This is a genomic window from Pedobacter sp. PLR (genome assembly GCF_026239675.1).
Taxonomy (GTDB): Bacteria; Bacteroidota; Bacteroidia; order Sphingobacteriales; family Sphingobacteriaceae; genus Pedobacter.
This window is the reverse complement of record NZ_JAPIVQ010000006.1, coordinates 432,368-448,367: the sequence shown is the minus strand read 5'-3', so window position 1 is coordinate 448,367 and position 16,000 is coordinate 432,368. Positions and strand designations below refer to the sequence as shown.

The following is a 16,000-nucleotide window of genomic DNA, read 5'->3' as shown; positions in this document are numbered from 1 at the left end:
TTTAGAAGGTCACTTTTAAATTCAATCCGATTGTTCTTGTTCCTGGCAACTGTCCGCCTTCCAACCATTCACCTGCAGATTCTGAAGGATCAATACCTGGAATAGCAGTGTAGATTAACCAAGGGTTACGTGCAACCAATGAAACGGTAGCTCTCTGTGCTTTGATTTTAGAAAGGAAGCTTGCAGGTAAGGTATATCCGAATGAAAGCTCTCTAAGTTTAACGTAGGTTGCTTTATAAGTCTGAGTACCCCAAACATATGGCATCTTACCCTGGTAATAAGCCTGAGTACTTACATACGTTGTATTTGGCTGACCGTCAGACTCACGGATACCCGGAATCAAGATACCACCACCATTGGCAACGTCATCTCTTTTCGGGTTACCTTTATCGTTTAAGCCTGCTGTTTGTTCAGCTAAACCAGAACCATTTAGATTTCCCTGAGTTACTGAGAATAATCTACCACCGATCTGGAAGTCCATAGAAGCTCCAAAGCTGAAAGATTTATAGTTTACTACAGAAGTGAAACCACCTGTTAAATCAGGAACAAAAGATCCCAGATTCTGGTCGTTCTCAATAATAGGCATTCCATCATTACCAATCAGGTTATTTCCGTTTGCATCTTTTTTAATACCAGGTGCAATAATAGTTCCCCATTCCTGACCTACACGACGCTCCACATTGATACGTGGCGTTCCTACATAACCGAATGACTCAAACGGGAAGTTATCTAATCCTGGATAAAGTGAAACGATTTTATTTTTGTTAATCGCGAAGTTAGCATTGATATCCCAGGTCCAGTCCTTTGATTTAATCGGAGTACCACCTAAGCTCATTTCATAACCATGACTTTTAATCTCACCTGCATTTACTAAAGCAGAAGAGAATCCAGTGCTCGAAGGAAGACTCAATGAAATGATCTGATCTTTTGAAGTCCTGTCATAGTAATTGAAATTGAATCTCAATCTGTCTTTAACGAACCTTAATTCTAAACCTGCCTCATAAGCATCAGATAATGCTGGCTTCAACAATTCGTTAGGAATTTGGTTAGGAACAGTCAATGAAGGATAATCTCCGTAAAAACCATTCGGGCTATACGTTTGATAAATTTTGTATGGCTCAACATCAGAACCGGTACGTCCGGCAGATAAGGTTGCTTTACCAAATGATAGAATATCATTTGCAGGAATTAAATCACTGAATACAAAAGCCAATGCTGCTCCACCATATAGGTAAGAGTTATTTTTGTCAGGCAATGAAGAAGACCAGTCATTTCTGATGTTCAAATCCAAAAATAAGAAGTTCTTATAGCCCGTATTGATGTAACCATACATACTTTTAACTTTTTTGTTGAAAATATTGCTGGTTAACAATGGTCTGTTTTTTGAAGCAGAAAGGTTATAAAAGTCAGGAACGGTAAAACCACCTGCTGTAGTTCCTTCCATATCTTCGCTATGGTTGATACGCAACTCACCAAAAGCACCCGCATTGAAAGAGAATTCTCCGACTTGCTTTTTGTAATTAGCATCTAACACGAAGTTATTCTCTCTGGTACGCTCTTGTTTTGTGCGGTATTTTTCCAGGTTTAAAGTACCTGAAGCAACTCTGGATTCATCTCTGAAACTAGCATAGTTACCTTTTGCAGTAAAATTAACGTTTAAATCAGGCAGCAATTTATACGATGCCTGCATGAATCCGAAAACTCTTGTCGTATTGCTTTCAGAGATGTTCTCATAAGCTTCTGTATATGGATTGTCCCAATATTTAGGCGCATTATCTCTTGGACTAGTAATATTCCATGAGGTAAATGTACCATCTGGATTTTTATAGTTTTTAAGTTTTTTAATCTGGGTATCTCTATGGAACCATTGGCTAAATGAACCCGCAGTTTGCGTTCCGTAACCATCCAAAGGAACGTTAAAGTTATTGATGGCATTAAAGTTAATGCTCGAGTTAAAAGTTAATTTTTCAATTGGCTTATAAGAACCTGTTAAACTAACTCTATTCTGATCCGCCTTGGTATTTGGAGAAACACCAGTCTGGTTTACGTTGGTATAAGACATTCTACCATTGAATTTCTCTCCTGATTGAGAAATCGCAATATTGGTATTGTTCTGAACACCTGTTTCATAAAAATCTCTGATGTTGTTTGGCTGCGCAACATAAGGTTGAGTTTTTGCGTAGTCCGAATCAAATTTATTCCATGCATAGAAAGGAGCATAAGGTTGACCGTCAAATTTTGGTCCCCAACTTACATCATCATCATAGTTATGGTATCTTACTCCGTTCATCGCTTGTAATGCAGGCGCATCCAAAGTTGGATCATAGGTGAAAGTTTTCCATTTTTGAGAAGATCCACCACCATATTCATTCTGATATTTAGGCAATGTCGCTACGTTTTCAATAGTCGTACTGTGGTTCAATTCAACGCCGAAGCCTTTTTTCGAAGCCCCTTTAGATTTGATCACAATAACACCTGCATCACCCCTTTGACCATACAAAGACGTAGCCGCAGGGCCTTTTAATACCGTAAGGTCATCCACGTCATCCATATTTACACTTGTAGAAGGTACTACAACACCATCTACAACATATAAAGGATCACGACCACCATCAATACTACTGATACCACGAACGCGGATCTTAGAAGTACCAAATTTTGCACCTGAACCACCTAAAACCTGTACACCTGCGATCTTACCTGCTAATGCAGTATTCAAATCCACTTGTTTAGTTTGAGTTAGCTGCTCTGATTTTAAGCTTTGCTGTGCGGTAGCTACAGAACGTTCTTTTCTGGTGATACCCAATGCAGAGGTAATGGTAACTTCAGAAAGAGACTGTGCGTCTGATTCCATGATTACATTGATCACATTTGCAGTACCAATAGGTTTGGTAATGTTGGTATAACCAAGGTAAGAAAATTCGAGAGTTGTTGCTGAAGCAGGAGCGCTTAGTGAATACTTACCATCTCCTGAAGTTTGTGTACCGATTTTGGTACCTGCGATTCTAACGGTAACGCCCGGTAGCGGATTTCCATCTGCTTTATCCGTAACTGTACCAGTGATTGTCCGATTTTGTGCTACCGCAGAGCCTGCGATAAACATCAAAATGAACAAACTTTGTAAAAGTTTCTTCATAAAAAAAATTAAAATTTAGGTTAGTTAATACGGCCTGAATATAGGAAAACATGATAGCGGTAGCTCATCAAAAACCGCCCAAACGACCTTTAATGACGTTTTACTGACAAAAAAAACAGAGATTTGTCTGTTTTTTTATACACCAAAAACAGATTAAATTTTATGAAAATGGATTATTCCAAATTTAATTTTTCTTAGTCAGGACTTAGAGGACGTAAATCCATTTTTAAATTGGATTTACAGATTAAAATTATATTGCAAATTGTTTGTAACAAAAATCATGAATTGGAGTCGTCGTTAGGAAAAAAACTGGTTAAAACGGAGAATTTAGTCGACCAAAAACAGCGCATTTAGGAATAATTGCTTCCCGTTTTCCCAAAAAGAGCGGAATAATACATTAGTTCCGATGTAAATTATGGTCCCCTTTCCCAAAGACTGCACACCTAATGTCATCCCCGAACTTAAGGTTTTCAACACCTTCTTTCCCGCCACACCAGCCACATAACTGTCTGACTTGAGCATGCCTACATTCCAACCTCTATTTAAAGGTGCATATATATGGTCGTCAGTTTTCAATGCATAATAATAGGTTCCCAAACCGGTAGAAAGTGGATGACCAGCATCCAAATGCACTTTAAATATCGCTCCGGGGATGGCATCAGACATATCTATGGAGTTCCGGTTCGCGTATAGCGCAGGATTGATCAGTATTTCTTCCTCTTTTAACTCTTCCTTCTTTTTAACCTCAAAAAGCCTGGAATCTGTTACACTTTGAATGGCGTCCTCCAACAGAATCACCTTTCCCCCTATTTTAATCCAATCCTCCAGTTTATCCATCGTTTCCACCGGATAATTGCCATCAGGTAGGATCAACACGTTTATCTTATCCAGGTTTATGTTCTCAATATTCCTTAGGGCAATCAGGTTTACCGGATAATTTAGCTCCTGTTCCAGGAAATGCCAAACCTCCCCTACGCTGTACGCTGAGCTCTCCGGACCAGCTACAATAGCCACTTTCGGCACTTTGAGGATCCGATAGCTTGAAGAACCGAAATCCTTTCCACGGTCTACAAAACCACTGGCTGCAGGATAAAAGCTCTTTTTAGTTTTCTTCTCAATTGCGGCAATTTTTCCCGTTAACGTTGGAATAAACCGCTCATTTTCTGTCCGGTACACCAATAAGGAGCCCAATCCGAATTTGCGTCCGGCAATGGTAAAAGGCTCTTCTGCAATACGAACCTTAATATTTTCCTTTTGCAGTTCCATCAATAGCTGCGCGTCTGGCAAACCCGACCATGGAAAGATCCAGGCATATGGCTTCTGTACGACCGGGAAAGCTTCCCTATTTTCTTCGGGTTCAGCAAAGCGGCCCTTGATGGTTTCTACAATCGCAAAAGCAGGTAAACCATAAGCATAAGGCAATGCCCAGGCTGTAATGTCATAAGTATTAGAGTCGCTCACCGTAGTTTGAGGCTCCATTAACACGTTCGCCAATACCGCTCTTGGTTGGTTTAAATTGATGACCAGATCATTCCGCTCCACTTTAAAACGTTCGCTTTTACGGTTTTCATAACTATAACCTGTCAGTTCTTTATCCAGCCCATACGCGAATTGAATGTGGTTTTTCTTTAAAAGCCCTGCTAATTTTTCGAGTCGGTAAGGATTTTGAGCCTTGATCACAAAGCTTTTATAAGCGCCCGGAGGATTGGTTAATCCTTTTTCAAAATACTTTCCAAATTCCTCAACCAATTGATCCGCATGATTGGAAACCGTTTCAAGGGTTGCCATTCCAGTGGTAAAATGATGGGCGATTCTGTCTTTTAAAGTCAGCGTATCCCCGTCAATTGTGGTCACCATCAATCCGGCTCCAATACCACCTTGCTCATAAGTCATCCCGATAGCCCCATTATATAAAGGATAGGTGTCCCCATAAGAAGGATATAATAAATCAAACTGTTCTTTCGTAAAATACTGCCAGCCATTCTGGTCAAAATATTTCGCATTGTTCTTCCCTACCGTAATCTGAAAGTTCCGCTGCCAGGGGGTAATATCCTGGTGAATCGGCTCTGCTGCAGGCGCAAAATAATAAGGATCATTGTAACTTTGCTCATGAAAATCGACATGTACTTCCGGCATCCAGTCCTGGTATAAATCCAGTCGCTGCTGCGTTTCCACCTGCGATTGCCATGCCCAGTCTCTATTTAAATCAAAATAATAATGGTTAGAACGCCCTCCCGGCCAGGGTTCTATATGTTCTCTGGCCATTGGGTTTGGATTGGGTTGAATGCCCGTCACAGACCCGAAAAAGTTCAGATATCGTTCCCTGCCATCCGGATTCAGGCATGGATCAATGATGACTACCGTATTCTTTAACCAGTTTTGAACGTTGACAGATTTCGCCTCAGCGAGGGTAAACAGCATTTTTAAAGCGGTTTCCGTAGAACTCGCCTCATTCCCGTGAACATTATAGCTCAGCCATAAAATAGCCGGTTGCTTTCCTTTAATGAAGGGTTTTTCTGTATTCCCATTATTTTTCTCTGCATTACTCAGGCTCAGGTTTTGCTTCCTGATCCCCTCCAGATTGTCCATATTATCTTTTGCAGAGATCATGGCGACTAAAAGTTCTCTGCCCTCATAAGTCTTCCCATATTTCTGGATTTTGATGTTTTTATTGGTGCTTCCCAGATATTTAAAATATTCCAGCACTTTATAATGAGGCGTAAATTTACTGCCTAATGGGTATCCTAAAAACTCTTCCGGCGACCTTAGCTGCGCTTCCGCAGGCTTTAGTCCAATCAGCAACAACAGAAATGAAAGCAAATAATATTTCATAATCAGGATTTATTCTCCAAAATACTAAAGAATATTTTTTGTTTCTCTTTCATAGTGTAATTTTACCATATCATTTAGATTTAAGCACATGTCAGCCAGCAATTCCCTGTATCAACATTTTTTAAACCACCGTACGATATGCACCGATACAAGGAGCATTACCAAAGACTGTCTGTTTTTTGCCCTCAAAGGAGAAAACTTTGATGCCAACTCTTTTGCAGCCCAAGCTTTAAATCTAGGTGCTGCCTATGCTGTTATTGACAACCCTGATTTTTCAATTGATCAGCGCTGTATTTTAGTGCCTGATGTGTTGACCGCTTTACAGGAGCTGGCCAAATACCACCGTGAACAATTAAACATTCCGGTGATCGGCTTAACCGGTAGCAATGGCAAAACCACTACGAAAGAACTGATCAACGCGGTTCTTTCTGAGAAATACATGACTTTTGCTACCAAAGGCAACCTCAATAACCACATTGGCGTACCGCTTTCCCTACTTTCTTTAACGGAAGAAACAGAGATTGCCGTCATAGAAATGGGTGCAAATCACCAGAAAGAGATAGAATTTTTATGTGAACTTGCACAGCCTACACATGGCCTGATTACCAATGTAGGTATGGCACATTTGGATGGATTTGGTGGTTTTGAAGGCGTTAAAAAAGGAAAAGCAGAGCTTTTTACTTACCTGAAAAAACATGATGGTACCGCGTTCATCAACCGCAACAACCCTTATTTATTGGAAATGACGGCCGCCGCTGATTTAACAAAAACCGTGTATTATGGCACAGAAGCGAACAATACCATTTCAGGTACGCTATTAAAAACAGATCCTTTTCTGGAACTTTCCTGGAGCGCTGAGGGAGAAAGTCATCAGGGGAAAAACTATCAGGTGCATACTCAGCTTACCGGTGCTTACAACTTTGAAAACATCCTTGCTGCTATCGTAATCAGTCATTTCTTCGGACTAACTCCTGCACAGATCAATGCCGGATTATCCGGATATCAACCAAAAAACAACCGCTCACAACTGAGTAAAACTGATAAAAACACCGTAATCTGTGATTTCTACAATGCCAATCCAAGCAGTATGATTGCTGCACTGGCCAATATAGAGTCGCTTTCTGCGGATAAAAAAGTAGTCATCATTGGAGATATGTTTGAGTTGGGCAACGAAGCCGCTGCACAGCACCAACTGATCATATCGGAAGCAGAAAACACCCATGTAAACACCCTTATTTTCATCGGAAAGCACTTTTTTGAGGAAAAGGGACAGCATAGAGGTCATTTCTTCCAAAGTCCAGCCGAAGCAAAGGAATTCCTCACCAGGGAATCGATTACAGATAGCCTGGTGTTATTGAAAGGCTCCAGAGGTATGGCATTAGAACAGTTGCTTCCGCTCTTGTAAAAGCAGGAGCAATTGATGCTTTTACAGGAACAGGGTAGCATCAATTAACCTGATTCAGATCAAATCCTCGCGAAACAGGCAAGTATCCTCTTGTCTTTATTGACTGTTTTACTGAAAAAGCAGCTCATTTCCCTGGTCATCCGGTGAACCCGGAAAGAATTTTTTTAAAAAAAACGGTACTGAAACCCTGCTTATTCTGGTTGATGCTCCCGGAGCCTTGCCCCTGTTTTGCCGGGGGGTTGGCGGGGCCTTGCAGGGCCAGATGCCCTTTTAAAACCGGGATAAGAACACCTCAGTCTCCTTCTTTTATTCCAGCAAACAAAACCACAACCTCTGTTTTGTTTTGATTAAAGCAAACTTATGCAACAATTAAATTGTTTCTTTACTTACAGTTAAACAAATAAATTTAATCAATTAAACAAAGATCATGGCTACACTTACAAACACTGTCCTGGGGATACCCCGTGGAAAAATCGGAGACTTCGTTATCTATCCTTTAAATGGAAAAACCATTTTCAGGCGTAACGGCAAGCCCGGACCGCAAAACGAGTTGCAAATGGCAAATCGTCAGGCGATGTCAGTCACAATGAAACTGCTCAGGCCGATGCTTAAGTTCATCAATCTCGGCTATGGACTACAAGCCAAAGGGACCGATAAAAATCCGCACAACCTGGCCACCGCTTACCATAAGAAACATGCGTTAAAAGGTGTTTACCCAAACATTCGGGTCGATTACTCCAAAGTAATCCTCAGTCAGGGCGACTTATCCAAAATTACGGATATGCAGGTTCAAAAAACGGCAACAGGGCTTCAATTTACCTGGGATCCGAAGCTAAAATATAAAGCGGAAGAATATGATGATCAGGTAATGATCCTGATTTATTACACCGGCACAAAAAAGGCGGATCAATTCTTAAATGCAGCAAAGAGAAGCGAAGGTGCTCACTTTATAGAAATGGACGAGGAGTATCTGGAATCGGCAATGGCGGTTTATATGAGCCTTAAAAGCGCCGATGGGACCTCTATTTCAGACAGCACCTACCTTGGACTGCTAAACGAGAAAGAGATTGCAGAAATACCCGTAGAAATTCTGGAAATGAAGGCCAAAAAAGAAGAAGAAAAGGTAATCAGCGACTTAAAATCCCGATTTATAGAGGTCACTAACAGCTATATACAGCAACTGGAAGAGATAAAATCAGGCACAAGAACTGAAGACAAGGCCTTTATACGCCTTGAGGCTGAATTTTTAAACCTTAAATCAAAAATGCGTAGGATTCCTAAAGAACCGGACCGAACAGAGCCAGATTCCTAAAAGCCTGCTGATTACTAAAGATAGATATGGTTTTATGGCACAATAGCAGAGACTTTTATCCCGGCATCACTGATTTCTTTCAGTGGATTATCGCGCATATTTTGCTCCAGTTCCAACTCATATTTTCCCGGGGAAGGGAACTTATAATTGGTTAGTAAGGGTAAAGTATAGGTGTAAAGGTTGCCTGAACCGGCGCCATTCCATTGCCCATCAGGTTGTGCCAGACGGTATTCATAGCGTCTGCTTTCCTTTTTTACGCCTTGCTTACCAAGGTGCATTAAAACAAAGATATTGGAATAGCCATAATTAGCGGTATGGCGAAGCTTGAAATAGATATTATAGGGCTTGCTGCTATCGGTAATATCGATTACCGCTTTTACTTTATGGTCATAGCTCCAGTTTCTGGAGGGCATAGAAACATTATTGTCAATCACATTATTGGTATCACAACCGCTCAAAAGAGTGGTTGTGATACCCGTAATTAGCATTAAAACTGCTTTAAAATTATTCATTTGCAGGCTTATCCGTTGGTTTTTTTCTGCGGTTATTATTTCTGTTCCTATTGTTGCGACCTGGCTTTGCAGCTGGAGTTGTCCCATCTGCCGCTGGTGCTGATGCACCCGTAGCTGATGTTTCTCCTGTATTTTCAGCTGTGTTTGCTGGTCCTTTTGGCTGTGCCGGTGCTTTCGGTTGCCCTGGAGCTTTTGGCTTAGCCGGGGCTTTTGCCTGTCCTGCATTAGGGGTTCCGGTAGCTTTATCAGCAGGAGTTCCCGCAACTTTAGCAGGCCCCCTGTTTTGTCCTTTCTGCTGACCGCTATTACCAGCTGTCTGACCCTGACCTGCATTACCACCCGATTGCTGCGCTTTAGCAGGCGCAGTATTTGGAGCTGTACCTTGTGCTTTTGGCTGTGCATTAGGTGCATTCTGACCCGAAGGCGCACTTTTATTACCTTCAGGACGTGGTCTTGGTGCTTGTCCAGGTCTACCCTGTTTCTCCGGTCTCGCCGTTTTATCTCCCCTGTTAGGGTTATTATTTGCTCTTTGCTCGCCAGTACGTGGCGCGCTGTTTCTATTGTTATTGTTGCGTGCGCCTTTATTTCTAGGCTTGTCATCCAGCCGCGTTAAGCTGTCCTGACCAACAACATTCTCGTAATCCGGGATCTTCTCAACCGCCGTATTCGAAACCAGTTCTACCGCTTCCTCTTTTAGATTATTCGGTTTCAAACCTTTTTTATTCATGGCCATGATCTCTTTCACACGATCCACTTTCAATGGAATCCAGTCTTCCATATTTGGATAGCTGAACCACATCAGTTTCTTAAAGATATCAGTCTTCTGGTGACGGGCAACGCCAACTTCCGTTTGCAGGTTCTCAATACGATCCGGAATATCTTTTAAGGCATCCAGGTACGTATCCAGCTCATAGTTTAAGCAACATTTCAACTTTCCGCATTGTCCGGCAAGCTTCAAGGTGTTTAACGACAGGTTCTGATACCTTGCAGCAGCAGTCGATACCGTTTTAAAATTCGTTAACCAGGTAGAACAGCACAGTTCACGACCACAAGAGCCGATTCCGCCCAATCTTCCGGCTTCCTGCCTCATTCCAATCTGGCGCATTTCGATCCTGATTCTGAACGTTTCCGCCATTTTCTTGATCAGCTCCCTGAAATCTACACGCCCTTCCGCAGTATAAAAGAAAGTTGCCTTGGTTTTATCACCCTGGTAATCTACATCAGAGATTTTCATCGACAAACGTAAATCTAAAGCCAGCGTACGGGCCTTATGCATGGTTTCCCATTCCAGACCTTTTGCCAGTTTCCATTTCTCTACATCTGCTTCTGTTGCTTTTCTGTAAATCTTTCTGGTTACCTGATCGATCGGGGTCTTACGACGTTTCATTTGCATGCGCACCAATTCTCCGGTAAGAGAAACGTGACCTATGTCGTAACCACCTGTAGGGCCTTCTACGGCCACTAATTCACCAATTTCAAGATAGATGTTGTCGTTGTTCAGGAAAAATTCCTTCCTTGCACCTTTAAATTTAACTTCTACTACTTGAAACGGTATATAATTTGAGGGCATGTCTAAATTCGACAGCCAATCGTAAACTTCTAATTTCTGACAGCCTCCGGTAAGGCATGAGCCATTACTTTTGCAGCCCGAGGGGGCGCAACCGCCACCTGTAGAACAACTTCCACATCCCATAGTTAATTGTATATATAGTGAGTCCCTTTCGGGAGCGTTTTAAACTTAATTATTTTTACCAATTGTAAAGATACATCTAAAAACAGAATTTTAGGGTTTGCGTTCCTTTCAATATGGTAATGAGCGCGTTCCAGTTCCTGGATAATGGCCTCCGCCATCGGTAAATCCAACACCTTTTCGCTTAGCTTTTTTGCAGTTTCTAATGTTCTTGCGGGCAGTTTTACCAGCACTTCTGCATCACTCAGCAGGAGGCTACATTCCCTCAAAAAGTTAATCCCGTATTTTAAAAAATTCTTTTGATTCTCTCTACCCCAACCTGCGGCCTGATCTACAAAAGCAGTCAGCTCCAGCACCCGGTTGCCATAACCCATCCTCAGCCATTCCGCAAATTTATCGGCATTGCCGTTTTGGGTATTGGCTAATAATAATTTCGCTTCAATCAGATTTCCATCCGCCAGGAAGCTATATTCTGCGGCCTGCTCTTCCGGCATTCCATGTTTCTCCGTCAGATAGTTTTCAATCGTCTCATGCGACAACTTCGGAATCTTCACAATTTGCGTACGCGACAACAGGGTAGATAAAATCTGCTCCTGATTATTCGCCACCAAGAGGAATAAGGTATTTGCAGGCGGTTCCTCAATGATTTTCAGCAAAGAATTCCCCTCTCTATCCAAATATTCAGGCAGCCACATGATCAGCACCTTTGTCTCCGCTTCAAAAGCTTTATAACTCAGTTTTTTTATAATGTCATGACATTCGGCAATGTTGATGTTGGCCTGTTTATTCTCCGCATTCAGTTTAGAACGCCAGATTTCCATGTCGAAATATGGATCTTCCAGCAACATGCTGCGCCACTCGTCGATCACATCAACGGCAATTCTGGCATCTTTGGAAGCGAAAAAAGGATAGGAAAAATGCAGATCGGGATGGATATAGCGCTCGTACTTCCGGCAGGAAGAACATACCCCACAGCTATCATCATCCTGCTTATCAAGACAATTGATGTATTGCGCATAAGCGATGGCCAGGGGTAAAGCACCACTCCCCTCAGTAGACAGAAATAACTGGGCATGACTCACCCTGTTTTCGGCAACGGTTTGTACCAACTGTGCCTTTATCTGTTCCTGTCCGATGATGTCTTTAAATTGCATTTGGTGCAAAATAACAAATTTTTAGATTATTGATTTGCATATTTGCATTTATGCCTAGAATTCTAGCTTTTGATTACGGAACAAAACGGATCGGAATTGCCGTTACAGACCCCCTGCAAATTATTGCCACCGGTCTGGATACCATACACCCGAAAGACATCATCGAATACCTGAAAAAATATATGCTTACAGAAGCCGTGGAAGCCTTTGTTCTTGGAGATCCCATACAAATGGACGGTACACCTTCTGAATCGAAGCAACATGTGAAAGGTTTTTCGAAAATCTTACGGAGAACCTTCCCGGATATCCCTCAGTTCTGGATCGATGAGCGCTTTACCTCTAAACTGGCCCATCAAACCATCATGCAGAGTGGCCTTAAAAAACAAGACCGAAGAGACAAAGATCGCGTGGATACCATTGCAGCAACTATCATCCTGCAATATTTTATGGAACAGCCCCGTTAATAGTGCAATTCCTTTTTTACACCACAGATCAAATTGCACAACAGATCAAATGATAAGAATAAGAATGCTGAACAAATAAATTATGAGCCTGATTAATGACGATATGCAGCAATTGCTGCTCAATTACTGCGAACCTGAATCGGATTTACTGAAGAAAATAGACAGGGAAACCAACCTTAAAGTATTGATGCCGAGAATGATTTCCGGCCATTATCAAGGTCGCGTGTTGAGCTTTTTAAGCAAAATGATCAGTCCGTCAAGGATTTTAGAAATCGGTACTTTCACCGGATATGCGACCATCTGCCTGGCAGAAGGTCTCACAGCAGGTGGGATTATTTATACGCTCGATAAGAATGAAGAGCTGGAAGAAATGGTGATCCGTAACCTTGCCGCTGCACCTCAGCCGGAAAGAATCCGCTACATTTTAGGGGATGCCACGCAAACGATTAACGAACTGGACGAGACTTTTGACCTGGTATTTATTGATGCCGATAAAAAAAATAACGGTACTTATTACGACCAGATTTTCGACCGTATACGTCCCGGAGGACTGATTATCGTAGATAATGTGCTTTGGAGTGGAAAAGTGTTGAACCCGGATCAGGATAAAGGAACTAAAAATATAAGTACATTTAATGATAAAATAGCGGCAGACGACCGTGTAGAAAAACTGATCCTCCCCATTAGGGACGGACTGTTTATCATCAGAAAAAAATAAAATATGGTTAAAAAACTATGGTCGATTTTGCTCAGCATCACGCTTTTTAGTGTTGCTGCGCAGGCCCAAAGTACAGAAGATTATATTGCAGAGCGCGTAGATCACGCACAGGAGCTCATGCGCGACAATGGCATTCCGGCCAGCGTCATCATCGCCGTTGCCATTCATGAATCGGCCTCCGGACAAAGCAAAATTGCCCGTTACATGAACAATCATTTCGGGATTAAGGGGCCCAACAACAATACGGAAATCCGCTCCGCCTATAAAGATTATGAATCCGTGGAAGCTTCTTATGATCATTTTATTGAGTTTTTGAAAAGCAGGGCCACTTTTAACCCACTTTTCGACAAATATGATCAGTATGATTACCGCGCCTGGGCCAGAGGAATCCACCGTGGAGGCTATGCCGCCAGTCGCTCCTGGACCTCGCAAATCGTTGGTCTCATCAAAAAATACGAACTTTACCAATATGATGAAAGACCGGAAGATTATGTAGAACCCGCAGTGGTAGTGTCAAACACCCCTAAAAAAAGGGCTTCGACGGCCTCAGGAAGAAGATATACCGTAAAAAGCGGCGATAATTTAAGTACCATCGCCAAACGTTACCATACCAGTACAAAAGCAATTATGAAAAAGAACGGACTGAAGAGCATACGCCTGAAACCCGGACAAAAAATAAGAATCTAATGAACAATAACTTTCTAATGAAAAGTAGAATAGTACTCCTTGCCCTGATCCTCCCTTTATTCTTTGCCTGTAAAACCAAACAATACAGTCGCAATAACAAACAAATAGAGAAAGCGGCGACTAAAGCAAATCCAAATATGCCTTCTTATACCACTTTAAACTACATTGAGTCGTTTAAAGGAGTGGCTATTGAAGAGATGAATGCTTTCGGAATCCCTGCCAGTATTACCCTGGCACAAGGCATTATTGAATCCGGTAGCGGGAACAGCAGTCTGGCGAAATTTGCCAACAACCATTTTGGCATTAAATGTACTTCTGAATGGAAAGGAAAAGCTTATTATAAAGATGACGATAAAAGTGACGATTGCTTCCGCGTGTATAAAGATGCGAGAGAATCTTATAAAGATCATTCGCAGTTTCTCAAAAGAAAACGCTACAGTTTTCTTTTTGAATTGGACAAGAATGACTATAAAAACTGGGCTTACGGACTAAAAAAAGCCGGTTATGCCACCAATCCTAAGTATCCGGCCATGTTGATCAATATCATTGAAAAATACCAGCTGAATCAATATGATCAGTCGGAAACAGAAAGAGAGAAATTGAGAAGAGAAGACAAGGTGTTTTCAGAAATCAACGCGGGCATCACTCAGGAAAAGAAAAAATTTATGCCGGTAGCGACTCCACCTTCTAAGCAGGTGATTAAAACGCCAACGGACACCACAGGAACCGTAGTTGCAGGATCAGAGCCTGTAGACAATTCGGGTCTCGGCAGAACCTATACCGTACAAAAAGGAGACACCCTTTATAACCTTTCCAAAAGATTCAATATTAGCATTGAGGACATTAAAACGCTAAATAGCCTTCCGGAAGAAGGAATTAAAATCGGACAAAAACTGATCTTAGTTAAATAATGTTAATCTTTAATCCGGAGCGCTGGATATCTTGTAATTTTGTATTTAATGAAACGGTTAGGTTTATTCTTTTTACTTTCTTTCCTAAGTTTTAACATTTTTGCACAGCAGGCAGTTGTTCAGCAACCGGGTGTGCGGGGATTTGTGATTGACAAGGAGTCTAAATTACGACTGGCAAAGGTTTACATCTATAATTCCAGTCAGGATGAAGGTATTTACAACAATACCAAAGGGGAATTTACCATCAAAGCCGCTGTTGGCGACACGTTATTTGCCGTTTTGCAAGGTTATGCCCTGGATACGATGGTCTATAAAGGTCAGAAAGCCGTTTATTTTCAATTGAAATCTTTGGGTATCAACCTGAGGGAAGTAGCCATTCTCGGAGAAAAGTATACTCCTCAGCAGCGCCATGAACTAACCTTAAAAGAATACAAATATGCCCTGGATAAGGGTAAAGCTAAAGACCTGTTGAATCTGGGAACCGGAGGCGTAGGATTGGGTATTGATGCGATTTACAACCTGCTGAGCCGCGATGGCAAGAATGCGAGACACCTGCAAAAGATCCTCGAAAAAGATTACAAAGAAGCAATTATTGACTATCGGTTTAAGCCGGAATATGTCAAAAGAGTACTCCATATCGGTGATTATGAAGCCGCAGATTTTATGCAGCAGTACCGCCCGACTTATCAGTTTGCATTAACGGCATCTGATTATGCTTTTGTGGTCTTCCTGAAAAATAGTTATGCGAGTTATAAGCGAAATCCGGCCGCTTTCCGGCTTCAGCCACTACCAAAATTAACGATTGATCAGTTTTGAGGTATTTCTTTGTGATATGGCCCCGGATGTCTGCCAATGCCATGGCCATCTTTCCCTTTATCATTCTTCAACATAAAAATCAAAAGAGCGATCCAATCTTAATCAACCATGAGCGCATTCACCTGCGCCAGCAACTGGAGCTGTTGATCATTCCCTTCTATATTTTGTATGGACTGAACTATTTGCTGAACCTTTATCGCTACAAAAATCACTATCTGGCCTACTTCAACATCCGGTTTGAGCGGGAAGCCTATGCCAATGAGCGGAATTTGAGCTATTTAAAGAGACGTAAGTTCTTTTCCTGGTGGCCTTATCGTGCCGAAAAGCCGTAATTACCTCAGCATCTGCAATTAGTTTGCTATT

At 41.8% G+C, this 16,000-nt stretch carries 12 protein-coding genes and 1 pseudogene; 8 read left to right on the top strand and 5 right to left on the bottom strand.

Going from position 1 to position 16,000, the window contains the following annotated elements:
- Position 1: 1 nt before the first annotated feature.
- Both OQX61_RS17190 and OQX61_RS17185 read right to left on the bottom strand, forming a co-directional pair.
- The gene (locus tag OQX61_RS17190) at positions 2–3,136 is read right to left on the bottom strand and encodes a SusC/RagA family TonB-linked outer membrane protein (RefSeq protein ID WP_265843026.1); all 3,135 of its coding nucleotides are present in this window, start codon (positions 3,134–3,136) and stop codon (positions 2–4) included.
- Positions 3,137–3,463: 327 nt separating this feature from the next.
- Positions 3,464–5,968 carry a M14 metallopeptidase family protein gene (locus tag OQX61_RS17185; protein WP_265843025.1) on the bottom strand — a complete coding sequence of 835 codons (2,505 nt, stop codon included), beginning with the start codon at positions 5,966–5,968 and terminating at the stop codon, positions 3,464–3,466.
- Positions 5,969–6,056: 88 nt separating this feature from the next.
- Here OQX61_RS17185 and murF point away from each other — a divergent pair, with 88 nt between their 5' ends.
- Together murF and OQX61_RS17175 are read left to right on the top strand one after the other, a co-directional pair.
- Entirely contained in the window at positions 6,057–7,373 is a 1,317-nt protein-coding gene (murF, locus tag OQX61_RS17180) for a UDP-N-acetylmuramoyl-tripeptide--D-alanyl-D-alanine ligase (protein WP_265843024.1), read from the top strand.
- A gap of 427 nt (positions 7,374–7,800) precedes the next feature.
- Entirely contained in the window at positions 7,801–8,685 is an 885-nt protein-coding gene (locus OQX61_RS17175; protein ID WP_265843023.1) for a DUF6266 family protein, read from the top strand.
- A 32-nt stretch (positions 8,686–8,717) separates the two neighbouring features.
- Here the strand turns inward: OQX61_RS17175 and OQX61_RS17170 are convergent, their stop codons facing one another.
- From OQX61_RS17170 to OQX61_RS17160, 3 genes and pseudogenes are all read right to left on the bottom strand, one after another.
- Positions 8,718–9,173, bottom strand: coding sequence for a gliding motility lipoprotein GldH (locus OQX61_RS17170; protein WP_265843022.1), 456 nt, complete (start codon positions 9,171–9,173; stop codon positions 8,718–8,720).
- Positions 9,174–9,777: 604 nt separating this feature from the next.
- Positions 9,778–10,890, bottom strand: a pseudogene (ricT, locus tag OQX61_RS17165) (regulatory iron-sulfur-containing complex subunit RicT); the annotation flags it as partial.
- 2 nt (positions 10,891–10,892) lie between these two features.
- On the bottom strand, positions 10,893–12,041 hold the full coding sequence (locus OQX61_RS17160; RefSeq protein ID WP_265843021.1) for a DNA polymerase III subunit delta': 1,149 nt from the start codon (positions 12,039–12,041) through the stop codon (positions 10,893–10,895).
- 50 nt (positions 12,042–12,091) lie between these two features.
- Between OQX61_RS17160 and ruvX the strand changes: the two genes are divergently transcribed.
- The 6 genes from ruvX (at position 12,092) to OQX61_RS17130 (ending at position 15,969) form a co-directional block, all read left to right on the top strand.
- The gene (gene ruvX, locus OQX61_RS17155; protein ID WP_265843020.1) at positions 12,092–12,505 is read left to right on the top strand and encodes a Holliday junction resolvase RuvX; all 414 of its coding nucleotides are present in this window, start codon (positions 12,092–12,094) and stop codon (positions 12,503–12,505) included.
- 82 nt (positions 12,506–12,587) lie between these two features.
- On the top strand, positions 12,588–13,223 hold the full coding sequence (locus OQX61_RS17150; protein ID WP_265843019.1) for an O-methyltransferase: 636 nt from the start codon (positions 12,588–12,590) through the stop codon (positions 13,221–13,223).
- Positions 13,224–13,226: 3 nt separating this feature from the next.
- On the top strand, positions 13,227–13,910 hold the full coding sequence (locus OQX61_RS17145) for a glucosaminidase domain-containing protein (RefSeq protein WP_265843018.1): 684 nt from the start codon (positions 13,227–13,229) through the stop codon (positions 13,908–13,910).
- A 17-nt stretch (positions 13,911–13,927) separates the two neighbouring features.
- Complete coding sequence (locus OQX61_RS17140) at positions 13,928–14,821, top strand: glucosaminidase domain-containing protein (protein WP_265843017.1); 894 nt, start codon at positions 13,928–13,930, stop codon at positions 14,819–14,821.
- 48 nt (positions 14,822–14,869) lie between these two features.
- On the top strand, positions 14,870–15,637 hold the full coding sequence (locus tag OQX61_RS17135; protein WP_265843016.1) for a hypothetical protein: 768 nt from the start codon (positions 14,870–14,872) through the stop codon (positions 15,635–15,637).
- The gene (locus OQX61_RS17130; protein ID WP_265843015.1) at positions 15,634–15,969 is read left to right on the top strand and encodes a hypothetical protein; all 336 of its coding nucleotides are present in this window, start codon (positions 15,634–15,636) and stop codon (positions 15,967–15,969) included. The genes OQX61_RS17135 and OQX61_RS17130 overlap by 4 nt, the downstream gene beginning before the upstream one ends.
- The last annotated feature ends 31 nt before the right edge of the window (positions 15,970–16,000 follow it).